Genomic DNA, 22,495 nt, shown 5'->3' on the forward strand with positions numbered 1-22,495 from the left:
ATTACGGGCGTGAATGATCGGCTCATTGTGCGTGGCGCACGCGTACACAACCTCAAGAATGTCTCCGTCGACCTGCCCCGCGACTCACTCATCGTGTTCACCGGACTCAGCGGATCGGGAAAATCGTCGTTGGCGTTCGACACGATCTTCGCTGAGGGGCAGCGGCGCTACGTCGAGTCGCTGTCGGCCTATGCCCGCATGTTCCTGGGCCAGATGGACAAGCCGGACGTCGACTTCATCGAGGGGCTCTCGCCGGCGGTGTCGATCGACCAGAAGTCGACGTCGCGCAACCCCCGCTCCACGGTGGGCACCATCACGGAGGTCTACGACTACCTGCGCCTGCTCTACGCGCGCATCGGCGTCCCGCACTGCGAGGTGTGTGGCGCCGTGATCGGCAAGCAGACCCCGCAGCAGATCGTGGACCGCATGATGGGCGAGGAGGAGGGCACCCGCTTCCAGATCCTGGCTCCGCTGGTGCGCGGTCGCAAGGGCGAGCACGCCGACCTGTTCCGCCAAATGATCGGCGACGGGTATGCCCGCGTCCGCATCGACGGCGAGACCTATTCGTTGACGGAACTGCCAGCCGTGGCCAAGACCTACAAGCACGACATCGACGTGGTGGTGGATCGCGCGGTGGTGCGGCCCAACGCCAAGCAGCGGATCACCGAATCCATTGAGACGGCCCTCAACCTCGCCGGTGGCGTGGTCACGATCGACTTCGTGGACCGCCCTGAGGGAGACCCGGAGCGCGAGCGTCGCTTCTCGGAGAAGATGGGCTGCCCCAACGAGCACGACGTCAACATCGACGAACTCGAGCCGCGGCAGTTCTCGTTCAACGGCCCATGGGGGGCCTGCCCCGAGTGCTCGGGCCTCGGCACGCTGCTGGACCCGGACCCCGAGCTGATCATCCCCAACGACGACCTCTCGGTGGAGGACGGCGCCATCGCGCCCTGGACCACGCCGACGATCAAGCAGCACTACGCCCGCGTCCTCGAGTCGCTGGGCGAGGAACACGACTTCTCCCTGACCACTCCCTGGAAGGACCTGTCCGCAGCCACCCGCAAGCTGCTGCTGCACGGAGCCAAGGGCAACGTGGTGGTCAAGTACCGCAACCGGTTCGGCCGGGTGCGGGCGTTCTCTCAGAAGTATGAGGGCGTCATCCCCTTCATCCGGCGGCGGTTCGACGAGGCCGAGACGGACGCGGCGCGGGACCGGTGGGGCGGCTACATGCGCGAGATCGACTGCGCGCGCTGCGAGGGCGCCAGGCTCAAGGCCGCGTCGCTCGCGGTCACCGTGGCGGAGCGCAACATCTCCCAGCTGGCCAACCTGTCGATCGGTGAGGCCGCGGAGTTCCTCGGCGCGCTGCAACTGTCGGAGCGGGAGGCTGCCATCGCGGAGCGGCTCATCAAGGAGATCAACCTGAGGCTGCGCTTCCTGCTCGACGTGGGGCTCGACTACCTCTCGCTCTCGCGCGCTGCCGGCACGTTGTCGGGCGGCGAGGCGCAGCGGATCCGTCTCGCCACCCAGATCGGGTCCGGCCTCGTGGGCGTCCTGTACGTGCTCGACGAGCCGAGCATCGGCCTCCACCAGCGCGACAACCTGCGCCTCATCGAGACGCTGCACCGGCTCCGCGACCTCGGCAACACGCTGATCGTCGTCGAGCACGACGAAGACACCATCCGGGCCGCGGACTGGGCGGTCGACATCGGCCCAGGGGCGGGCGAGGGTGGCGGCGAGGTCGTCATCAGCGGCACCGTGGAGGAACTGCTCAACCACCCCGAGTCCAAGACCGGCGCCTACCTGTCCGGCCGGCTCGAGATCCCGGTACCGGCCGTGCGGCGCCCGGGGAACGGGCTGCAGCTCGTCGTCAAGGGGGCCCGTGAGCACAACCTGCGCAACATCGACGTGAGCTTCAACCTGGGGCAGTTCATCGCCGTGACCGGGGTCTCCGGCTCGGGCAAGTCGTCGCTGGTCAACTCCATCCTGTACACGGCCGCCGCGAAGGCCATCTACGGCGCGAAGGCCGTGCCCGGGCGGCACAAGTCGCTCGACGGGCTTGAACACCTCGACAAGGTGATCTCGGTGGACCAGTCGCCGATCGGACGCACCCCCCGGTCGAACCCGGCCACCTACACCGGCGTGTTCGACAAGGTCCGGGCCCTGTTCGCCAAGACGCCCGAGGCGAAGGTCCGCGGCTACATGCCAGGCCGCTTCTCGTTCAACGTCAAGGGCGGCCGGTGCGAGAACTGCATGGGCGACGGCACCATCAAGATCGAGATGAACTTCCTGCCGGACGTCTACGTGCCGTGCGAGGTCTGCCACGGGGCCCGATACAACCGCGAGACGCTCGAGGTGCACTACAAGGGCAAGACCATCGCCGAGGTGCTCGACATGCCCATCAGTGAGGCGGCGGTCTTCTTCGAGTCGATCTCGTCCATCGCCCGGTACCTCAAGACGCTGGAGGAGGTGGGCCTCGGCTACGTCCGCTTGGGCCAGCCGGCCACGACGCTGTCGGGCGGCGAGGCGCAGCGCGTGAAGCTCGCGGCGGAGTTGCAGAAGCGCTCCACCGGTCGCACCCTCTACGTCCTCGATGAGCCGACCACCGGCCTCCACTTCGAGGACATCCGCCGCCTGTTGGCCGTGCTGCAGCGGCTCGTCGACCAGGGCAACACCGTCGTGACGATCGAGCACAACCTCGACGTGATCAAGAGCACGGACTGGGTGATCGACATGGGGCCCGACGGGGGGACGCGCGGTGGCACCGTCATCGCGACCGGCACTCCCGAGGAGGTCGCGGCGACGGCGGGCTCAGCCACCGGCGAGTTCCTGAGGAAGCTGCTGTGACCGGAAGTCCCGCGGCACCCCGGCGGGACCGCCCGGATCACGCGGGGTAGAGCGGGCGCAGCGACTCGGGCGCGATGCGCCCGGCGGACCATCTACCGGCGAAGTAGATGAGCAGCGCCGCGCCGAACAGCGGCAGGGCGGGCTTGCGGGGGTCCCACGGACCCCGTAGGGAGTTGATGTACTGCACCCGGTTCAGGGCCACCACGCCGTCCTGACCGCCCTCACAGGCGACCTGATAGCGGCCGGGCTCGGCGTAGAAGGACGTGCCGACGGTGGGCGGATCGGACGCGTAGCGCCACGGCTCCTGCAGGAGTTCGTAGCCCTCCGCATCCGTGATGGTGCAGGGAGGAAGTTCGGCCTCGTGACGGATCAGCACGTAGGAATCCGCCGACGTGATCGTGATGGAGCCGTCAGTGCCAGGCACGTGCCGCTGGGGCACGTAGTCGTCGCGCATGCCGGTGAACTGGCCGAGCAACAGCGCTGCGGCGGGTGCCGCCAACGCCAGCGCCGCGATGATGGTGACCACCTGCACGACGAAGGCGATGCGACGGCGCTTGCGCCAGGCACGCATCTGTAGGACGAGCTCCTCGCGGGCCGACAAGGAAGTCTCTGTGTGACTCGTGGTCATGCCTCAAGGATAAGCCCGGATTCCGCGGCTGAGTAGGCTGCAGACATGGCCGATCCCGCGAGCTACCGCCCCCGTCCGGGCAGCATCCCCACAGACCCCGGGGTCTACCGGTTCTTCGACGCGTTCGGCCACGTCCTGTACGTCGGCAAGGCGAAGAATCTGCGCCAGCGGCTCAACTCGTACTTCGCGGACCCCGCCGCGCTGCACTTCCGCACCCAGACGATGGTGCGCACTGCGGCGAAGGTGGAGTGGACGGTGGTGCGCAACGAGTTGGAGGCGCTGCAGCTCGAGTACACCTGGATCCAGCAGTTCGACCCCCGGTTCAACGTCAAGTACCGCGACGACAAGTCCTATCCGTGGCTGGCGGTCACCATGAACGAGGAGTACCCCCGGGTGTTCGTGGGGCGCGGCGCCAAGAAGCGTGGCGTGCGGTACTTCGGTCCGTTCGGCCAGGCGTGGGCCATCCGCGAGACCGTCGACCTGCTGCTGCGGGTGTTCCCCATGCGCTCCTGCACGCAGGGGGTCTTCAACCGGGCGCGTTCCTCCGGCAGGCCGTGCCTCCTCGGTGACATCGGCAAGTGCAGCGCCCCCTGCGTCGGACGGGTGAGCCCGGAGGAGCACCGTGCGATCGCCGAGGACTTCTGTTCCTTCATGGCCGGCAACACCGGCGGAATCATCGGCCGCATCGAGCGCGCGATGTACGACGCCTCGGCGGAGATGAACTTCGAGCGCGCCGCCGTCCTGCGGGACTCGCTGACCGCCCTGCGCAAGGTACAGGAGAAGAACTCTGTGGTGCTCAGCGACGGGCTGCGCGCCGACATCGTGGGCCTCTCCGACAACGGCCACCAAGTGGCCGTCCAGGTGTTCCACATCGTCGACGGGCGCATCCGGGGCGAACGCGGCTGGATCGCCGACCGCGCCGACGACCGTTCGCTCACGGAACTGCTGGAGGCCTTCCTCGAACAGTTGTACACCGACGACCTGGAGATCCCGCCGTACATCCTCAGCTCCGTGGAGGCGGAGGACACGCTCATCGCGCACCTGTCGACGCGCCGCGGCAGCAAGGTCGACATCAGGGTGCCGCTGCGGGGCGAGAAGCGGGCGCTGCTCGACACCGTCGTCCGCAACGCCGACATGGCGCTCGACCAGGCGAAGCTGCGTCGCTCCACGGACCTCACCGCCCGTTCGCAGGCGCTGGACGAGATCTCCGAGGCGCTGGGTCTGGAGGAACCGCCGCTGCGGATCGAGTGCTACGACATCTCGCACACCATGGGCACCGAGACCGTCGGCTCCATGGTGGTGTTCGAGGACGGGATCCCGCGCAAGAGCGAGTACCGCCGTTTCATCATCAAGAGCTTCGAGGGGTCCAACGACATCGCCGCCATGACCGAGGTGCTCAGCCGGCGCCTGCGGAGGCTGGCGGACGAACGCCAGTCCGACGTCAAGGTGGACGCCACGACGGGGGAGGCGGCCCGCTTCTCGTACGCCCCGGCGCTGATCGTGGTGGACGGCGGCCTGCCGCAGGTCAACGCCGCCGCGGCGGTGCTGAAGGAGTTCGGCTTCGACGCCGAGATCGCGCTCTGCGGGCTGGCCAAGCGGCTCGAGGAGGTGTGGATCCCCGGCGAGGAATACCCGCTGATCCTGCCGCGGGCCGCGGAGGGGCTGTACCTGCTGCAGCGGTTGCGCGACGAGGCCCACCGCTTCGCCATCACGCACCATCGTTCGCGGCGTGCGAAGACGGTGGTGGAATCCGTGCTCGACGGCGTCCCCGGCCTGGGGGAGCTCCGCAGGAAGGCGCTGCTGAAGTACTTCGGTTCCATGCGGAAGCTGCGCCAGGCCACCGTCGAGGAAATCGCAGAGGTGCCCGGTTTCGGCCCGCGGCTGGCCGCCTCGGTCAAGGCCGCCGTCGCCGACACCGGGGGAGAGGCGATCAACCTGACCACCGGCGAGGTTCTCGAGACCTGACACGTGTCGTTTCCTGAGCCAGTAGGGCTGCCGGTTTGCTTGGCAGCCGGAGGTATCCACGTACGGGGTCCATGGCGAGTCGGTGCGCGTCACCCGTTGGCGGGTTGCGGGTGGTGCGTGGTTGCTGTGGATGGCAACGACACGGGTGGTGGCGGCCGTCGGACGCTTCGGGGTTGGCGGTGCTGTCGGGATGGTGGCAGAAGTGGCAGGACGGCTCGGGCCGTCGTCGTGGTGTCGGTTCTGGCACCGACGTCGGTGCAACTTCTTGCACTACGCAACCCACCCGGCCCGTACTGCGACGTGTGGCGCCACGTGTCGGCCCGATGAGTGAGACCTCACGCTGAACGACGGCCCGAGTTGAACAGTGTTCAAACAAGGTGCTTAAATTGTGCTCACTCATCGACCCAAGGAGTGACCGATGTCCACCAGCACCGCTGTCGACGCGCCGCGCACGAAGGCCTTCGCGCCCGCCGACCTCGCGTACATCGCCGTGTTCGCCGGCCTGCTCTCGGCGCTGTCCCAGATCACCGTGTCCCTCGGGCCGGTGCCCTTCACGCTGCAGACCCTCGGCGTCGCCCTGACGGCGCTCGTCCTCGGCCCTTGGCGCGGCGCGACCGCGGTGCTGCTCTACATCGTCGTCGGCGTCGCCGGCCTGCCGGTCTTCGCCGGGGGCAAGGCGGGTCTCTCCGCGTTCCTCGGCCCCACCGGCGGCTACCTCCTCTCCTTCGTCGTCGGCGCCGTGGCGATCGGCCTCGTGGCCAAGTGGGCCCTGCGCAAGGGCCTGTCTGCGATGACCCCGGTGTGGTTCTTCCTCGGTTGCCTCGCCGCCCGCTACCTCGTGGTGCTGCCCATCGGCGTCGCCTGGCTCGCCGCCTACCTCGACAAGCCCTTCGTCGAGGCGTTGGTCACCATCGACATGCCGTTCTGGGTCTGGGACGCCGCCAAGAGCCTGCTCGCGGTCCTCATCGCGGTGGCCGTGCACAAGGCGTTCCCGAGGCTCCTCGGCCGATGATCCAGTTCCGCGACGCCCGCGTGGTCGTCCCCGCCCCCCGGCAGGGCGACCCGGACCGGGTATTGCTCGCGGGGGTGACACTGGACCTCGCCGAGCGGCGCGTCGCCGTCATCGGCGCCAACGGCTCCGGAAAGTCGACCCTGCTCCGACTGCTCAACGGCCTGCGCACCGTCACCTCGGGCCGGGTGCTCGTGGACGGCCTCGACGCAGACCGCGACGGCAAGGCGGTGCGGCAGAAGGTGGGCTTCATCTTCACCGACCCGCTCGCCCAACTGCTGATGTCCACCCCTGTGGAGGACGTGGAGCTGAGCCTCCGCTCGAAGATCGGGAACCGTGCCGAGCGCACCGCCCGGGCCCACGCGCTGCTGGAGCAGCGGGGGATCGGCCACGTCGCGCACCAGTCGATCTATGACCTCAGCGGCGGTGAGCGCCAACTCGTCGCGCTCACCAGCGTGCTCGCGGTCGACCCGGCCATCCTGGTGGCCGACGAGCCCACCACGCTGCTCGACCTGCGCAACAAGCACCTGCTGCGACAGGTCCTTGCCGAACTGGAACAGCAGGTGATCTTCTCCACCCACGACCTCGACGTGGCGATGGACGCCGGGCGGGTCATCGTCGTCGACGGTGGCCGTATCGTCGCCGACGGCACCCCGCGCGAGACGGTCGACTTCTACACGCGGATCATGGCGGATCAGGTCCGCTCGTGAGCGCGCACACCAGCGTCCTGGGCACCTTCGAGCCGGGCGACGGATGGCTCTTCCGGCTGCCTGTCGGCGCGAAGTACCTCATCCTCCTGGCGCTGGCCGTGCCGCCCATCTTCATCTTCCAGTGGTGGGCCACGCTTGCCGGGTTGGTGCTGGTGCTCGTCATCCTTCTGACCTCGGCTCTGGGGCTGCGCAGGATCTTCGCCTTCGGTTGGTACATCTGGTTCTTCCTCGGGCTGTTGGCGATGTACCAGGTCATCGGGCTCCGGTGGGAGGCCGCGTTCGTGACTGCGGGCAACATGCTGCTGGCTGTCCTGGCGGCGCGCATGCTGACCCTCACCACCTCGACGGCCGACCTGCTCGACGCCCTCAGCCGCGGTCTCCGCGTGCTGCGTCACGTGCGGATCAATCCGGACGCGGTTGCGCTCATGGTGGCGCTGATGGTGCGCTCGATCCCGTTCCTGGCCGGGTCCATCGAGGACGCGCGCGCGGCGGCACGCGCCAGGGGCAAGGAGCGCAACCTGGCGCTGTTGCTCACACCCGCCGTCGTGAACGCAGTTTCGTATGCGCAGCGCACCGGTGAGGCGCTGCAGGCGCGGGGGCTGCCGGAGGACCCGGCCTAGGCGATGCGCCGGCCCGAGGCCAGTAGGGTGGGCGCCATGACCGACGCGCCGCACCAGGAGTTCGCCATCATCACCGGCCTGTCCGGTGCGGGGCGACGCACGGCGGCGCACGCCATGGAGGACCTGGGCTGGTTCACCGTCGACAACCTGCCGCCCGTGATGCTGCCCGGCCTGGCCCGCACCCTGCTCCAGGATGGCGTGTACAGGGTCGCGGTGGTCGCCGACGTCCGCAGCCGCGAGCAGTTCGAGCAGCTGCCGGCCGCGCTGGCCGCCCTCGAGGAGGCCGGGGGCCGCATCACGACGGTGTTCATCGAGGCCGACGACGACATCATCGTGCAGCGTCAGGAATCCAACCGTCGCCCGCTGCCGTTGCAGGGCGGCGACCGGTTGATCGAGGGCATCGCGCGCGAACGGCGCCTGTTGGCCGACATCCGGGCCACCGCTGACATCGTCGTCGACACCACCCGCCTCTCCGCCCGCCAACTGGTGCAGCGCGTCGCCAACCACTTCGGCGACGAGGCCACCGACAAGCTCAAGATCGCGCTGATCTCCTTCGGCTTCAAGAACGGCGTGCCGGTCGACGCCGACATGGTGTTCGACGTGCGCTTCCTGCCCAACCCGTACTGGATCCCGGAACTGAGGCCCAAGTCCGGGCTCAGCAAGGACGTGGCGCAGTACGTGCTCAAGCAGCAGGCGGCACAGCGGTTCCAGGATCACATGGTGGAGCTGCTGGCCACGGTCGCGCCCGGCTACCTCAACGAGGGCAAGCGCCAGGTCACCGTCGCGATCGGCTGCACCGGCGGCAAGCACCGCTCCACCAGCATGAGCGAAGAGCTGTCCATGAGGCTGCGTGAACACGGTTTCCCGACCACGGTGCTGCACCGGGATCTGGGGAAGGAATGACCATCACCTCCCTGCCCAAGGTGGTCGCTCTCGGCGGCGGCCACGGCCTCGCCGCGTCACTGACGGCGCTGCGCCGCGTCACGGACCAGCTCACCGCCGTGGTGACGGTCGCGGACGACGGGGGCTCCTCGGGGCGGCTGCGCCAGGAGTTCAACTGCCTCCCGCCCGGAGACCTCCGCATGGCGCTGGCGGCGCTCTGCTCCGACGACCACGCCGGCCGCACCTGGGCGAACGTGCTGCAGTCGCGGTTCACGGGTGACGGCCCGCTCGGCGGGCACGCCATCGGCAACCTGCTGATCGCCGGGCTCTGGCAGCAGTTCGAGGACCCGGTCCAGGGGCTCGACATGGTCGGCGACCTGCTGCGCACCCGGGGCCGCGTGCTGCCCATGAGTTCCGTGCCGCTCGAGATCGAGGCCGACGTGTTGGGTCTCGACCCCTTCGCGCCCGATGAGGTGTGCACCCTGAGCGGCCAGGCCACCGTCGCCAAGACCCGGGCGGAGGTGCAGCGCGTCAGGCTCGTGCCGGACCAGCCCCCGGCCAGGCCCGAAGCGGTGGCGGCGATCATGGCGGCCGACGCCGTCGTGCTCGGTCCGGGTTCGTGGTTCACCTCAGTGCTGCCGCACCTCCTCGTGCCGGAGCTCGCCGAGGCGATCGTCACGACGAAGGCGCAGCGCATCCTCGTCCTCAACATCACCGCGGCGGCGGAGACCGACGGCTTCTCCGCCGCCCGCCACATCGAGACGCTTGCGGAGCATGCCCCGAACCTCCGCCTCGACGTGGTCATCGCCGACAGCCGCTTCACCGCGGACGACGAGCACATCGAGGGTTACGTCCAGTCCATGGGGGGCCGCCTCGTGCGGGCCGACGTCGCGTCCCGCGACGGCTCGTCCACCCATGACCGGCACCGCCTCGCGTCGGTGTTCAGCGAAGTGATCACCGGGTGAGGATCCTGACCCCCGTGCATGGCCGTCCCCGTATGGCAGACTTCGCCCCATGGCTCTGACGCAGAAGGTGAAGGCCGAACTGGCCTCCGTCGTCGCGCCCCATCCGTCTGTGCGACGGGCCGAGGTGGCGGCGATGTTGCGCTTCGCCGGCGGCCTCCATCTGGTGGGTGGCCGCATCGTCGTGGAGGCGGAACTCGACACCGGGGGAGCGGCTCGACGGCTGCGCAGTTTCATCAGCGACCTCTACACCATCGACACAGACCTGCTCGTGATCAATGCCTCCGGCGTGCGCCGCGGCCCCCGGTACTCCGTGCGCGCTGTGCAGGGCGGCGAACAACTGGCCCGCATGACGGGGTTGGTCGACCAGCAGCGCAGGCCCGTGCGCGGCCTGCCCCCCATCGTCGTCGGCGGTTCCGCGGCGGACGCCGTGGCTGTGTGGCGCGGCGCGTTCCTGGCACGCGGCTCGTTGACGGAGCCCGGCCGCTCGATGTCGCTGGAGATCACCTGCCCCGGCTCTGAAGCGGCCCTCGCCCTCGTCGGCGCGGCCCGCCGCCTGGGCATCGCCGTGAAGTCCCGTGAGGTGCGCGGGGTGGAGCGGGTGGTCATCCGCGACGGCGACTCCATCGCGGAACTGCTGACCCGCATGGGGGCTCCTGAGACGCGGATCCTCTGGGAGGAACGCCGCCGCCGCCGGGAGGTGCGTGCCTCGGTGAACCGGCTGGCCAACTTCGACGACGCCAACCTGCGCCGCTCGGCCCGGGCCGCCGTCGCCGCCAGCGCCCGCGTGGAGCGCGCCATGGAGATCCTCGGCGACGAGGTGCCCGAGCACCTGCGAGAAGCCGGCAACCTGCGGCTCCAGCACCGCCAGGCCAGCCTCGAGGAACTGGGTCAGCTGCATGAGCCGCCGCTGACCAAGGACGCCATCGCTGGACGGATCCGACGCCTCCTCGCCACGGCGGACAAGGTCGCCGAGGAACGCGGAGTTCCCACGACGGAAGCCAGCCTCCCGGCAGACCTCCAGGACAGCTGAGGTAACGCTCACTAAAACGACCCCACGCTTGCTCGAGATGCTCAAGTCGTTAGGATGAGGATGTCCATCCGCGCATCCGTGCGCTCGGTAGCTCGAAAGGGATCGAATTCCTCATGACCGTAAAGGTTGCAATCAACGGCTTCGGCCGCATCGGCCGTAACTTCTACCGCGCGCTCGTCGCTGCGGGGGCCGACCTCGACGTGGTTGCCGTCAACGACCTGACCGATAACAAGACGCTGGCCCACCTGCTGAAGTACGACTCGATCCTGGGCCGTTTCCCCGGTGAGATCAGCTACGACGACGACGCCCTGACCGTCGACGGCAAGGAGATCAAGGCGTTCGCGGAGAAGGACCCCGCCGCGCTGCCGTGGAAGGACCTCGGCGTCGACATCGTCATCGAGTCCACCGGTTTCTTCACCGACGCCACCAAGGCCCAGGCCCACATCCAGGCCGGCGCCAAGAAGGTGCTCATCTCGGCTCCCGCCAAGAACGAGGACATCACCATCGTCATGGGCGTCAACGACGAGCTGTACGACACCGAGAAGCACAACATCATCTCGAACGCGTCGTGCACCACCAACTGCCTCGCCCCCATGGCCAAGGCGCTCAACGACGGCATCGGTATCGTCAAGGGCCTCATGACCACCATCCACGCCTACACCGCGGACCAGAACCTGCAGGACGGCCCCCACAAGGACCTGCGTCGCTCGCGCGCCGCCGCCCTGAACATGGTTCCCACCACCACAGGTGCCGCCAAGGCCGTGTCCCTCGTGCTGCCCGAACTCAAGGGCAAGCTCGACGGCTACGCCATGCGCGTCCCCACCCCCACCGGTTCCGCCACCGACCTCACCTTCGAGGCCTCCCGTGAGACCTCCGTCGAGGAGATCAACGAGATCGTCAAGAAGGCCGCCGACGGCAAGGTCCTCGTCTACACCGAAGACGAGATCGTCTCCAAGGACATCGAGACCGATCCGGCTTCCTGCATCTTCGACGCCAAGCTCACCAAGGTGATCGGCAACCAGGTCAAGGTTCTCGGCTGGTACGACAACGAGTGGGGCTACTCCAACCGTCTCGTCGACCTGACCGTCCTGGTCGGCTCGAAGCTCTGATCACCACCACCCACGTGGTCTGAGACAACGGCCCTGTGGCCCCGCCTGGGGCCGCAGGGCCGTTGTCGCCGAAGAAGAAATCTGAGAAGAAAGAGGACCGAAGTGAAGTCCGTTGCTGAGCTGGGCGATCTGTCCGGCAAGCGGGTACTCATCCGCTGCGATTTCAACGTCCCGCTGGACGCAGACAAGAACATCACCGACGACGGCCGCATCCGCGCCGCGCTGCCCACGCTGACCGCCCTGCGCGACGCCGGCGCCCGTGTCGTCATCATGGCCCACCTCGGCCGCCCGAAGGGTGAGGCCAACCCCAAGTACTCCCTGGCCCCCGTCGCGGCCCGCCTCGCCGAACTGCTCGGTTCCGAGGTCAAGCTGGCCACCGACGTGGTCGGCGAATCCGCCCAGGCCACCGTCGCCTCGCTCGCCGACGGCGACGTCGCCCTGCTGGAGAACGTCCGCTACGAGCCCGCCGAGGAGTCCAAGGACGAAGCCGCGCGCAAGGCGCTGGCTGAGAAGTACGCCGCGTTCGGCGACATCTTCGTCTCCGACGGCTTCGGCGTCGTGCACCGCAAGCAGGCCTCCGTCTACGACGTGGCCTCGCTGCTGCCCAACGCCGCCGGTTCGCTGGTCGCCAAGGAGGTCGGCGTCCTCAAGCAGCTGACCGAGAACCCCGAGCGGCCCTATGTCGTCGTGCTGGGTGGCGCCAAGGTCGCCGACAAGCTCCAGGTCATCGACAACCTGCTGAAGGTCGCCGACACCCTGGTCATCGGTGGCGGCATGCTGTTCACCTTCCTCAAGGCGCAGGGCATGAACATCGGCTCCTCGCTGCTCGACGAGGACAACCTCCAGACCTGCCGCGACTACCTGGCGCAGGCTGAGGCCGCCGGCAAGACGATCCTGCTGCCGGTCGACGTCCGCGTCGCCGACGGCATGGATTTCGACGCCCGCGAAGCCAAGGGCCAGGTCGAGGTCGTCGCTGCCCACGCCATCCCCGAGGGCAAGATGGGCCTCGACATCGGCCCCGAGACCGAGGCGTTGTTCGCGGAGGCGATCAAGGGCGCCAAGACCGTGTTCTGGAACGGCCCTATGGGCGTGTTCGAGATCCCGGCATTCGCCCAGGGCACCGCTGCGGTCGCCAAGGCCCTCACCGAAGTCGACGGCCTCTCCGTCGTCGGCGGCGGTGACTCCGCGGCCGCCGTGCGCGTCCTCGGCCACGCCGACGACGAGTTCGGCCACATCTCGACGGGCGGCGGCGCCTCCCTCGAGTTCCTCGAGGGCAAGGAACTGCCCGGTATCGCTGTTCTGGAAGGGGACAACTGATGACACGCAAGCCCATCATGGCCGGCAACTGGAAGATGAACGTCGACCACATCGAGGCCACCGGCCTGGTGGAGAAGCTGCATTACACCCTCGTCGACAAGGAATGGGATCCGGAGAAGTCCGACGCGGTGCTCTGCGTCCCCTTCACGGACCTGCGCACCGTGCGCACCCTCATCGACGGTGACCGCCTGAAGTTCGGCCTCGGGGCCCAGAATGTCTCGCAGCACGACAACGGCGCCTACACCGGTGAGATCTCGACGGCCATGCTGTCGAAGCTCGGCGTGCAGTACGTCATCGTCGGCCACTCCGAGCGCCGCGAGTACTACGGGGAGGACGATGCCCTCATCAACGCCAAGGCCGCCAAGGTCCTGGCCGCGGGCATGACCCCGATCGTCTGCGTGGGCGAGGGCCTTGACATCCGCAAGGCGGGGGAACACGTCGAGTACACCCTCAACCAGGTGCGCGGCACGCTGGCCGGCCTGACGGCCGAGCAGGTCGCCGGTCTCGTGATCGCCTATGAGCCCGTCTGGGCCATCGGCACCGGCGAGGTCGCCACCCCGGAGAACGCCCAGGAGGTGTGTGGCGCCATCCGCAAGGAGGTCGCCGAACTGTACGACGGTCCCACCGCCGAGTCGGTGCGCATCCAGTACGGCGGTTCCGTCAAGTCCGGCAACGTGGCCCAGATCATGAGCCAGCCGGACATCGACGGCGCCCTGGTCGGCGGCGCGAGCCTCCAGCCCGAGGAGTTCGCGGCCATCGTCCGCTTCTACCAGTTCTGATCGCTGGCCGGGCGCTCTCCTGACCCCTGTCAGGAGGGCGTGCCCGCCTGAAGCCCCCAATAGTCCGGGCGAGTTTCCCGGGCTTTTGGGGGTTTCTCCTTTCCGAGCAACCGGGCGGGGCGAAAGTGCTCACCACGGGGTACCGGATGTGGATTATCCGGCGCTGTCGGTTAGGCTGTACCGCGTGATTGTCCCCTTGGTTTCATGGCCCATTACCACGCTGTCTGTGATCGTCGTGATCCTCAGCATCCTCCTTGCGGCCACCGTTCTGCTCCACAAAGGCCGTGGCGGCGGAATGTCAGATCTGTTCGGCGGCGGCATGTCGACCTCCATGGGTGGCGTGTCCACCGCTGAGCGTCGTCTTGACCGGATCACGGTGGTACTCGCCGTCGTGTGGCTGCTGACGATCGTCGGCCTCCTGGTGCTGTATCGCATCGGCGCCTGATCACGCATTCTCATCCCCTTTCAATCCATCACTTCTCGTAGTAGGAGAACAGCAAAGTGGCAGGTGGCAACGCCATTCGCGGCAGCCGTGTAGGCGCCGGTCCCATGGGCGAGGCAGAACGTGGCGAAGCAGCGCCCCGTATGCACGTTTCGTACTTCTGCGCCAGTGGTCATGTGACCACGCCGGCGTTTGCAGCCGAAGCCCAGATTCCCGAGTCGTGGGACTGCCCGCGCTGCGGCCTCCCGGCCAACATGGATGCGGAGAATCCTCCTCCGCCGCCGAAGATCATTCCCTACAAGACCCACCTTGCGTATGTGAAGGAGCGTCGCACCGACGCCGAAGCAGCGCAGATCCTCGAAGAGGCGATCTCCGCGCTGCGGGCCCGCCGCGCGGCGGGCGAGGTCATCTACTGAGCGGACACCGCTGAGGAGGTGCCCTCAGAAGGTGCAGGTGTACTGCGCCGGGAGACCGGCCGAGGCAGCCGCATCGAGGAACCACAGAGTCGCATTCCGGCCGCGCACATGCGCGGCCGGAATGCTTTCATCGCCCTCGAGCGAACGCCGGACCGCGTCCGCCTTGGCCGCGCCCGCGGCCATGATCCACATCTCCGCTCCCCGGTTGAGAGTGGGGATGGTGAGGGAGATGCGTTCCGACGGCGCCATGGGGCTGTCTTCAACTCCGATCACGGCACGGCTCGTCGTCGGGTCGAAACTGGGATGGCCGGGGAAGATCGACGCGACATGGCCGTCGTTGCCGATGCCGAGCAGGGTGATGTCGAAGCGGGTGTCGCCCAACTCCTCCTCGTATTCCGCCGCTGACTCCTGGCTGTCCTTGCGGCCGTCCTTGGCCGCCATCATGTGGGTGTCGGCGGACTTGATCGAGACGGTGCGGGCCAGCCTGCTGATGGCTTGGAGCGAGTTGCGGGCCGGGTCGGTGGTGGGCACGAAGTGCTCGTTGCCCCACCACAACTGCAGCTTCGACGCGTCCAGGGCTGAGCCGTCGGCCAGTTCGGCGAACTGCTCATACATGGCGTTGGCCGCGTTGCCTCCCGTCAGACAGAGGTGCACGGTGTCCTGCGTGCGCTGCAGCTCGATGATCTTGGCCAGCAACTGTGCCGCGACCACCCGGCTCACGTCCGCCGCCGTCTCCAGCCGAACCACCCGCGTGTACATCTAGCTCGCCTCCGAATCCTTGACCACCCGTTGGACCGCTGCCTCGAAGATGTCGTCGGCGTCCATCCGCTGGAGTTCCTCAGTGATGAGGTCCGTCAGCGGACGACGGCGCAGCGCGACGGTGCGGTCGGGCTCACCGGGCACGCGGTAGTGGGCGGCCCCCTCGCGGACGCGGCTGAGGACGATGTCGCCCTTCTCCGTGTTGAGTACGACCTCGTTGACGCCCGGGTGGTCACCGTCGACGCGGTGGACGTCGACGCCGAGGCGCTCGCTCAGCCAGGCTGCGAGCAGCGTGGCGGGCGCGTTGTCCGGCGCGGAACGCACACAGGCCCCGGTCACGACGGACTGGGTCTGGTCGAGCGACGCAGTCAGGAGCGCGCGCCACCGGGTGAGGCGCGTCCAGGTGAGGTCTGTGTCGCCGTCGGCGTGGTTGCGGGCGCGACGCACCAGGGCCTGCTGTGGATCGGGGTCTCCCGCGGCGTCGGTGATGCGGCGGTCTGCCAGGGAGCCGATGGGATCCTCTGCCAGGTGGTCCGGCGCCGTGTTGGGCCACCACACGATGGTGGGGGAGTCCGGCAGCAGCAGCGGGAGGCAGATGGAGTCGCCGTGTTCGCGGAGCGAGCCATGGAGCCGCAGGATCAGCAGGTCGCCGGGGTGGCCCTCGCCCACCTGGATCTCGGCGTCGAGGAACGGCTCGTCACCGTCGACGTAGGTCACGACGATGACCCGCGAGGGGTGTGCGGTGGCGGAGGCCTGGGCGGCCCGGAGCACCTCGTCGAAGTGGTCGTCGTCTGTGACCACGATCAGGGTCAGCACCAGGCCGGAGGCGCTGCCCACGGTGCGGCGCGCGTTGATCAGGGCAGCCGCGATGTCGCGTGCCGAGGTATCAGTCAGGTCGATGATCATGAGTTCTCTGTCTCCCTTACGGCCGACGCCACTTGAAGCCGTCACGGGCCAGCATCTTGTGCCCCGACTCAGGGCCCCAGGTGCCGGACTCGTACTGTTCGGGTTGCCCGTCCAGGGACGCCCAGTATTCGATGACCGGGTCCAGGATCCGCCAGCTCAGCTCCACTTCCTCCTGTTGGGGGAAGAGGGGTGGGTCGCCCAGCAGGACGTCGAGGATGAGGCGCTCGTAGGCCTCCGGCGAGGACTCCGTGAAGGAGCCGCCGTACCCGAAGTCCATCGAGACCTCGCGGATCTCCATCTGGGTACCCGGCACCTTCGCGCCGAAGCGGAGCGTGACGCCCTCGTCGGGCTGGATCCGCATGACCAGCGCGTTGGTGCCCAGTTCCTCGGTGTCCGTGGCGGTGAACGGCAGGTGCGGCGCACGCTTGAAGCTGAGCGCCACCTCGGTCACGCGGCGCGGCATCCGCTTGGCAGTGCGGAGGTAGAACGGGACCCCGGCCCACCGTCGGTTGTCGATGTCGACGCGGATCGCGGCGTAGGTCTCCGTGGCGGAGCCCTCCGCGACGCCGTCCTCCTGCAGGTAGCCGATGACCTGCTTGCCGCCCTGCCAACCGGCGGCGTACTGGCCGCGGGCGGTGTGGAGGTCGTAGCGCTCCGGCACGCGGGCGGCGGCGAGCACCTTCTTCTTCTCGGTGCGCAACTGCGAGGCCTCGAAACTGGTGGGCTCCTCCATGGCGGTGAGCGCCAGGAGCTGGAGGAGGTGGTTCTGCATGACGTCGCGGGCGATGCCGATGCCGTCGAAGTAGCCGGCGCGGCCACCGATGCCGATGTCCTCGGCCATCGTGATCTCCACGTGGCTGACGTAGTGGTTGTTCCAGATGGGCTCGAACATCTGGTTCGCGAAGCGCAGCGCCAGCATGTTCTGGACGGTTTCCTTGCCCAGGTAGTGGTCGATCCGGAACACCTCGTGCGGTTGGAACAGGGAGCTGACCACCGCGTCGAGTTCCTTCGCGGAAGCCAGGTCGTGGCCGAAGGGCTTCTCGATGACCACGCGGTTCCAGTTGTCGTCCGCGCCGCGCTCCGTCAGGCCGTGCTTGCGCAGCATCGTCATGACCGGCTCGAAGCCCGACGGGGGGATGGACAGGTAGAACGCGTGGTTGCCGCCGGTGCCCCGGGTGGTGTCCAGTTCGCGGATGGTGGCTCCGAGGCGCTCGAACGAGGCGTCGTCGTTGAAGGAGCCGGAGACGAACCGGATGCCTTCCAGGAGTTGTTCCCAGACCTCTTCACGGAACGGCGTGCGGGCATTCTCCTTCACCGCGTCGTGCACCACCTGGGCGAAGTCCTGGTTCGCCCAGTCGCGGCGCGCGAAGCCGACCAGCGCGAAACCGGGCGGCAACAGGCCGCGGTTGGCCAGGTCGTAGACGGCGGGCATCAGCTTCTTGCGCGACAGGTCACCCGTCACACCGAAGATGACCAGGACGCAGGGTCCGGCGATGCGAGGCAGGCGGCGGTCCTGGGGATCACGCAGGGGATTGGTGTAGGCGTTCATCGGGACCAACACTAGACGCACCCGGCGGGGTGGGGAAGCAATCGTTCGTCCCCTGGCCGGGCACCGGGAATCGTCGCTTAGGTGCCCGGCGGGCGGGCGGGTAGACTGCTCCGGAAATCGCGAAGACGAGAATCGGGGTGCGTGTGGCGGTCCAGGCTCAGGCCCAGCCTACGGAGGCTCGCTTCGGCGACGTCATCCGGGCATATGTGGCACTGACTAAACCCCGGATCATCGAGTTGCTGCTCGTGACCACCGTGCCCGCCATGTTCCTGGCCGCCGGTGGGCTGCCCCCGTGGCAGCTGATCATCTGGACGATGTTCGGCGGCATGTTCGCCGCCGCCTCGGCCAACACCTTCAACTGTGTGATCGACGCCGACATCGACGAGATCATGCGCCGCACCCGCCGTCGTCCTGTGCCCCGCCACCAGATCTCCACGCGCAACGCCCTGGTCTTCGGCATCGTGCTGGGCATGCTGGCCACCCTGGTGCTGGGCTTCGGGGCCAACTGGCTCTCCGCCATCCTGGCGCTGGTGGCGAACGCCTTCTACGTCTTCGTCTACACCATGTGGCTCAAGCGCCGCACCTCCCAGAACATCGTCTGGGGCGGTATCGCCGGCTGCTTCCCGCCGCTCATCGGATGGACCGCCGTGACCGGTTCCGTCGCCTGGGCGCCGTTCATCCTGTTCGGCGTGGTGTTCCTCTGGACCCCGCCCCACACGTGGGCGTTGGCGTTCCGGTACAAGGACGACTACGCCGCCGCCGACGTGCCCATGCTCCCAGTGGTGCGCACCGCACCGCAGGTGGGGAACCAGATCTTCTGGTACTCCGTGGCCACCGTCGTGATGTCGCTGCTCCTGTGGCCCGTGACGCCCACCGGATGGCTGTACCCGGCCGTCGCGCTGGTCACCGGCCTGATCTTCCTGTGGGAGGCGCTCCAGCTCTGGCGACGCGCCCGTGCGGGCATGGAGGGCGCGCAGCTCAAGGCGATGAAGCTCTTCCACTACTCCAACACCTACCTCGCCCTCCTCTTCCTCGCCGTCGCGATCGACCCGCTGCTCTTCTGACGGCGTGACGAAGGATCCTCACAGGTTCTCCACGACCCCCATCGGGCGCCCCTCGCGTCGCGCGGCCACGAACTCCAGCACCGTGTCGTACCAGACCCTGGCGTGCTGCGGCGTGAGGATCCAGTGGTTCTCGTTCGGGAAGTACAGGAACCGGTGCGGCAGGTCCGCGGGGTCGCCGTCGAAGACGCTCGCCAGGGCCCACCAAAGCGCGAGTCCCTCGCCGATCGGGACGCGGTAGTCCTTGTCTCCATGGATGACCAGCATGGGCGTCGTGATCTGCGCGGCGAACTGGTGGGGCGAGAACTTCGCCTGCATCTCCGGCGTCATCTCACGCTTCCAGTACCAGGCCGCGTCGGTGGTGGGTCCGAAGTTGCCGAGGTTCCAGAGCGAGGCGTGACTGACGATCGCCGTGAACCGGTCCGTCTGGGTGGCGATCCAGTTGGCCATGTAGCCACCGAAGGAGCCGCCCATCATCACCGAGGCATCGCTGCGGATGTCGTCGCGGGCCTCGGCCGCGTCGGTCAGCGCCATCACGTCGGTGAAGGGTTCGGCGCCCCACCGGCCCCAGCCGCGCTGGATGTAGCTCTGGCCGTAGCCGGTCGACAGGGCAGGGTCGGGCAGCAACACCGCCTGCCCCCTTGACACGAGCAGCCAGGGGCACCAGCGCCAGGACCACGAGTTCCATGAGTTCAGCGGACCGCCGTGCACCCACAGCGTGAGGGGGGCGGGCTGATCGGGGGAGGCGCCTTCGGGGAGGATGAGCCAGCCGGGGACGCGGGTGCCGTCGGACGCCTCCGTCTCGACGCGCTCGAGGCGGCCGGGGAGCGGCGGGTACTCGACGGGGGCACGCAGCACTGTGGCGGTGCCAGAGGCGGTCTCGACCGCGACGATCTCGCCCGGGCTCGCGTACGAGGCCCGGAGGGCGTACAGCGTGGTGCCGTCAGGGCTGCGCAGCACTGACGAGTGGGAGCCGTCGCCGGTGAGCCGGCGCACCTCGCCGGAGGCGACGTCGATGGCGAAGATCGGGCAGTCGCCATCGTCATCCGCGGTCGCGTACAGCGTAAGGCCGTCGGGTGCGAAGGCGACGGGGGTCGCCCACCGGTCCCAACCGCCGGCGACCTCGTGTCCCTCGCCGGATGCGACGTCGATCAGCCAGAGGGTCGGCCGCGGAGCGCGCTCAGCGGTGGAGCGGGCCGTGCGAACGCAGGCGACGGTGGCGCCGTCGTCGGTGAAGATGGGGCTGCCGTACTCGTGCCCGTCGTCGGCGGCCAGGGTGCGGCGCTGGCCGCTGGCCACGTCGATCAGCTCGAGCTGCGACATGGTCTCGCCCGCACGGCGGGGCACGCCCCAGACGACGGCGAGCGCTGCGCCGTCGCGGGAGAGCACGGCCTCGCGCACCGAGCGGCCGACGTCACCGGTCAGATCGCGCAGGTCCTCCAAGGCGCGGTCTCCGTCGCCGCCGACGGTGGCGGCCTTCAGCCGCGTCGTCTCGGGGCCGAGGTCCTTGTCCCAGAAGCGCACGGGGTAGCCGTCGTGCAGGATCGCTGAGATCTTCCTCTTGCTGCGGGCCTCACGCTTGGCCGCGTCGGCCTCCTCGTCCTCGACTCCCGCGTGCATCAGCACGCCGAGCACGACGGTGTCGGACAGCGGGCTGGTGAGGACGTCGCCCCAGCCGCCGTCGCGGCGGGCGAGCACGTAGGCCTCGCCACCGTTGGCAGGCAGGCACCACAGGGCGGTCGTCGACTTCTTCGGCTCGTCCTCGCCGACGGCCGGTACGTCGCGCTTGGAGGTGAACAGCAGGGAACCGTCGGGCAGGAATCCTGCGGCGGACTCGCCCTGCACGGAGCGTGTGTAGCGGGTGGCGGCCCGCTCGCCGTGCGGGTCCACCCGCCACAGGGCGCTGGCGTATTCCGTCCTGTCTGCGGTGACTCCCTGGACGGAGCACACCAGGGTCTCGCCGTCGGGGCTGAGACTGAGGGCGCCGAGGCGGGGCAGCGACACGTAGGCGTCGAGATCGAACCAGGGGGAAGCGTGCTCCTCGGTGGTGGGATGCGAGAGGTCTGTCATGACTTCCACCTTGCCACGCCTGCCGCGGCTAATGTCGGAACATGGCACCGCTCGTGCGCGAACCCGAGTACATCACCGATCTGCGCGACGGGACGGTCAAGCAGCTCAACCCGTTCACGGGCACCGAGGTGTGGACCGTACCCGGTCGGGGGGACCGGCCGCTCGGCCTCATCGCTCCCCATCCGCTGCCCATCCGCGACGACGAGCGGGGCCGCCACTGCCCCTTCTGCGAGCAGCGCTACATGGAGACCCCGCCCGAGAAGTCCCGTGTCGTCCGTCGCGACGACGGTTCCTGGGCGACCCTTTACCTCACGCCGGCTGAAGAGCTGTTCACCACCGTCGCGGAGTTCCGGAGGGTGCCGAACCTCTTCGAGATCCTGAGCTACGACTACTGGCACAAGAACTACGGGTTCGAGTTGCCGGCCCCCGTGGCCGAGCGCCGGGCAGCCTATCTGGCGTCGCCGGCGGGCCTCGACCACGTGATGCGGGTGGCAGAGGCGAAGCTCTATGCCCGTGGCCTGACCGACGCGGAGGTGGCCGCCCTCAGCCACGAGGAGAAGCTGCAGACCGCGTCGGGCTTCTTCGGTGGGGGCCACGACCTGGTCATCGCCCGGCGACACTTCGTCGCTGCGGCCACCGACGACTCGGAGTTGGCCGCCTCAGGCACGCTCACCCCGGAGGAGCATGCGCAGTTCATCGCCTACACCGTCGACTGCACGAGGATGGCGTTCGAGGTCAACCCGTACGCCCGCTACGTGGCGGTGTTCCAGAACTGGCTGAGGCCTGCCGGCGCGTCGTTCGACCACCTCCACAAGCAGTTGGTCTCCATCGACGACCGCGGCCACCAGCAGGAGGCGGAGCTGGTCAGGCTGCGCGAGAACCCCAACATCTTCAACGACGCCGCAGCCAACTACGCCTCGCGGCGCAACCTGATCATCGCGGAGAACGAACACGCCCTCGCGTTCGCCGGGTTCGGCCACCGGTACCCGACGGTTGAGATCTATTCCCGGTCACAGCACTCGGACCCCTGGGAACAGCACCCGGACGAGATCAGGGGGATGTCCGACCTGATCCACGCCATGCATGCCGCCACCGGAGCGCGGGTGCCCTCCAACGAGGAGTGGCACTACCGGCCCATCGACGTGAACCTGGCCATGCCGTGGCGGGTGATGCTGAAGTGGCGAGTGTCGACGCTGGCCGGGTTCGAGGGCGCCACGAAGATCTACCTGAACACCCTCAGCCCCGCCACGATCCGCGACCGGGTGGCCTCAGCGCTCTATCCGCTTCGGGAGAGCGGACTGATCGCCGCGGACCTGAGGATCGCGACGGAGGCCTCCTGCGCACCCAACCCGCTGCGCTATTCCCGCTGACAGAGGTGTCGAGTTCACGGGTCAGCTGATTGTCCGATCCAGCCGGATCGTCTACGCTCGTGCG

General features: G+C 68.4%; 20 protein-coding genes. 15 read left to right on the forward strand and 5 right to left on the reverse strand.

All coding sequences use genetic code 11. From position 1 onward, the window contains the following. Complete coding sequence (uvrA, locus tag H5393_RS03660) at positions 1-2,844, forward strand: excinuclease ABC subunit UvrA (RefSeq protein WP_182765782.1); 2,844 nt, start codon at positions 1-3, stop codon at positions 2,842-2,844. 37 nt (positions 2,845-2,881) lie between these two features. Here the strand turns inward: uvrA and H5393_RS03665 are convergent, their stop codons facing one another. After that, entirely contained in the window at positions 2,882-3,472 is a 591-nt protein-coding gene (locus tag H5393_RS03665) for a hypothetical protein (RefSeq protein WP_182765500.1), read from the reverse strand. A 45-nt stretch (positions 3,473-3,517) separates the two neighbouring features. On the opposite strand from H5393_RS03665, the gene uvrC reads away from it, so the two are divergent. The 12 genes from uvrC (at position 3,518) to H5393_RS03725 (ending at position 14,716) form a co-directional block, all read left to right on the forward strand. After that, positions 3,518-5,437, forward strand: coding sequence for an excinuclease ABC subunit UvrC (uvrC, locus tag H5393_RS03670; protein ID WP_182765501.1), 1,920 nt, complete (start codon positions 3,518-3,520; stop codon positions 5,435-5,437). 418 nt (positions 5,438-5,855) lie between these two features. Continuing rightward, on the forward strand, positions 5,856-6,449 hold the full coding sequence (locus H5393_RS03675; RefSeq protein ID WP_182765502.1) for a biotin transporter BioY: 594 nt from the start codon (positions 5,856-5,858) through the stop codon (positions 6,447-6,449). Beyond that, on the forward strand, positions 6,446-7,156 hold the full coding sequence (locus tag H5393_RS03680) for an energy-coupling factor ABC transporter ATP-binding protein (RefSeq protein ID WP_182765503.1): 711 nt from the start codon (positions 6,446-6,448) through the stop codon (positions 7,154-7,156). The genes H5393_RS03675 and H5393_RS03680 overlap by 4 nt, the downstream gene beginning before the upstream one ends. Beyond that, complete coding sequence (locus H5393_RS03685) at positions 7,153-7,776, forward strand: CbiQ family ECF transporter T component (protein ID WP_182765504.1); 624 nt, start codon at positions 7,153-7,155, stop codon at positions 7,774-7,776. The genes H5393_RS03680 and H5393_RS03685 overlap by 4 nt, the downstream gene beginning before the upstream one ends. A gap of 36 nt (positions 7,777-7,812) precedes the next feature. Next, positions 7,813-8,679 (forward strand): RNase adapter RapZ, encoded by an 867-nt coding sequence (gene rapZ, locus H5393_RS03690; RefSeq protein ID WP_182765505.1) that lies wholly within the window; start codon positions 7,813-7,815, stop codon positions 8,677-8,679. Continuing rightward, positions 8,676-9,623: a uridine diphosphate-N-acetylglucosamine-binding protein YvcK gene (gene yvcK / locus H5393_RS03695; RefSeq protein ID WP_182765506.1), complete on the forward strand. Its 948-nt coding sequence runs from the start codon at positions 8,676-8,678 to the stop codon at positions 9,621-9,623. The genes rapZ and yvcK overlap by 4 nt, the downstream gene beginning before the upstream one ends. Before the next feature lie 49 nt (positions 9,624-9,672). Continuing rightward, a complete protein-coding gene (gene whiA, locus H5393_RS03700; RefSeq protein ID WP_220488155.1) occupies positions 9,673-10,653 on the forward strand; it encodes a DNA-binding protein WhiA in 981 nt (326 codons plus the stop codon). Positions 10,654-10,766: 113 nt separating this feature from the next. Then, complete coding sequence (gene gap, locus H5393_RS03705) at positions 10,767-11,762, forward strand: type I glyceraldehyde-3-phosphate dehydrogenase (protein ID WP_182765507.1); 996 nt, start codon at positions 10,767-10,769, stop codon at positions 11,760-11,762. Between the two features lie 102 nt (positions 11,763-11,864). Further along, complete coding sequence (pgk, locus tag H5393_RS03710; protein ID WP_182765508.1) at positions 11,865-13,079, forward strand: phosphoglycerate kinase; 1,215 nt, start codon at positions 11,865-11,867, stop codon at positions 13,077-13,079. After that, the gene (gene tpiA, locus H5393_RS03715) at positions 13,079-13,858 is read left to right on the forward strand and encodes a triose-phosphate isomerase (RefSeq protein ID WP_076058369.1); all 780 of its coding nucleotides are present in this window, start codon (positions 13,079-13,081) and stop codon (positions 13,856-13,858) included. The genes pgk and tpiA overlap by 1 nt, the downstream gene beginning before the upstream one ends. 226 nt (positions 13,859-14,084) lie before the next feature. Further along, a complete protein-coding gene (secG, locus tag H5393_RS03720; RefSeq protein WP_370585915.1) occupies positions 14,085-14,303 on the forward strand; it encodes a preprotein translocase subunit SecG in 219 nt (72 codons plus the stop codon). A 56-nt stretch (positions 14,304-14,359) separates the two neighbouring features. After that, the gene (locus H5393_RS03725; protein WP_076058374.1) at positions 14,360-14,716 is read left to right on the forward strand and encodes an RNA polymerase-binding protein RbpA; all 357 of its coding nucleotides are present in this window, start codon (positions 14,360-14,362) and stop codon (positions 14,714-14,716) included. 24 nt (positions 14,717-14,740) lie between these two features. Here H5393_RS03725 and pgl read toward each other — a convergent pair whose 3' ends face one another. Genes pgl through zwf form a run of 3 tightly spaced genes read right to left on the reverse strand, consistent with a single transcriptional unit; the run spans position 14,741 to position 17,930 of the window. Continuing rightward, on the reverse strand, positions 14,741-15,475 hold the full coding sequence (gene pgl / locus H5393_RS03730) for a 6-phosphogluconolactonase (RefSeq protein ID WP_182765509.1): 735 nt from the start codon (positions 15,473-15,475) through the stop codon (positions 14,741-14,743). Further along, a complete protein-coding gene (locus H5393_RS03735; protein ID WP_182765510.1) occupies positions 15,476-16,381 on the reverse strand; it encodes a glucose-6-phosphate dehydrogenase assembly protein OpcA in 906 nt (301 codons plus the stop codon). Positions 16,382-16,397: 16 nt separating this feature from the next. After that, positions 16,398-17,930, reverse strand: coding sequence for a glucose-6-phosphate dehydrogenase (gene zwf, locus H5393_RS03740; protein WP_182765511.1), 1,533 nt, complete (start codon positions 17,928-17,930; stop codon positions 16,398-16,400). Between the two features lie 137 nt (positions 17,931-18,067). On the opposite strand from zwf, the gene H5393_RS03745 reads away from it, so the two are divergent. After that, entirely contained in the window at positions 18,068-18,994 is a 927-nt protein-coding gene (locus H5393_RS03745) for a heme o synthase (protein WP_370585916.1), read from the forward strand. An 18-nt stretch (positions 18,995-19,012) separates the two neighbouring features. On the opposite strand, the gene H5393_RS03750 is transcribed toward H5393_RS03745, so the two are convergent. Then, the gene (locus H5393_RS03750) at positions 19,013-21,061 is read right to left on the reverse strand and encodes a prolyl oligopeptidase family serine peptidase (protein WP_182765512.1); all 2,049 of its coding nucleotides are present in this window, start codon (positions 21,059-21,061) and stop codon (positions 19,013-19,015) included. Positions 21,062-21,102: 41 nt separating this feature from the next. On the opposite strand from H5393_RS03750, the gene H5393_RS03755 reads away from it, so the two are divergent. After that, a complete protein-coding gene (locus H5393_RS03755; protein ID WP_182765513.1) occupies positions 21,103-22,431 on the forward strand; it encodes a DUF4921 family protein in 1,329 nt (442 codons plus the stop codon). The last annotated feature ends 64 nt before the right edge of the window (positions 22,432-22,495 follow it).

Source organism: Tessaracoccus sp. MC1756 (genome assembly GCF_014164735.1).
Classification (GTDB): Bacteria; Actinomycetota; Actinomycetes; order Propionibacteriales; family Propionibacteriaceae; genus Arachnia.

Excerpts from the sequence above, each read along its gene's own strand:
- pgl (WP_182765509.1), bottom strand. The coding sequence starts at position 15,475 with ATGTACACGCGGGTGGTTCGGCTGGAGACGGCGGCGGACGTGAGCCGG.
- H5393_RS03735 (WP_182765510.1), bottom strand. The coding sequence starts at position 16,381 with ATGATCATCGACCTGACTGATACCTCGGCACGCGACATCGCGGCTGCC.
- H5393_RS03675 (WP_182765502.1), top strand. The coding sequence starts at position 5,856 with ATGTCCACCAGCACCGCTGTCGACGCGCCGCGCACGAAGGCCTTCGCG.
- rapZ (WP_182765505.1), top strand. The coding sequence starts at position 7,813 with ATGACCGACGCGCCGCACCAGGAGTTCGCCATCATCACCGGCCTGTCC.
- whiA (WP_220488155.1), top strand. The coding sequence starts at position 9,673 with ATGGCTCTGACGCAGAAGGTGAAGGCCGAACTGGCCTCCGTCGTCGCG.
- H5393_RS03750 (WP_182765512.1), bottom strand. The coding sequence starts at position 21,061 with ATGACAGACCTCTCGCATCCCACCACCGAGGAGCACGCTTCCCCCTGG.
- gap (WP_182765507.1), top strand. The coding sequence starts at position 10,767 with ATGACCGTAAAGGTTGCAATCAACGGCTTCGGCCGCATCGGCCGTAAC.
- H5393_RS03680 (WP_182765503.1), top strand. The coding sequence starts at position 6,446 with ATGATCCAGTTCCGCGACGCCCGCGTGGTCGTCCCCGCCCCCCGGCAG.
- H5393_RS03755 (WP_182765513.1), top strand. The coding sequence starts at position 21,103 with ATGGCACCGCTCGTGCGCGAACCCGAGTACATCACCGATCTGCGCGAC.
- yvcK (WP_182765506.1), top strand. The coding sequence starts at position 8,676 with ATGACCATCACCTCCCTGCCCAAGGTGGTCGCTCTCGGCGGCGGCCAC.
- zwf (WP_182765511.1), bottom strand. The coding sequence starts at position 17,930 with ATGAACGCCTACACCAATCCCCTGCGTGATCCCCAGGACCGCCGCCTG.
- uvrC (WP_182765501.1), top strand. The coding sequence starts at position 3,518 with ATGGCCGATCCCGCGAGCTACCGCCCCCGTCCGGGCAGCATCCCCACA.
- tpiA (WP_076058369.1), top strand. The coding sequence starts at position 13,079 with ATGACACGCAAGCCCATCATGGCCGGCAACTGGAAGATGAACGTCGAC.
- H5393_RS03665 (WP_182765500.1), bottom strand. The coding sequence starts at position 3,472 with ATGACCACGAGTCACACAGAGACTTCCTTGTCGGCCCGCGAGGAGCTC.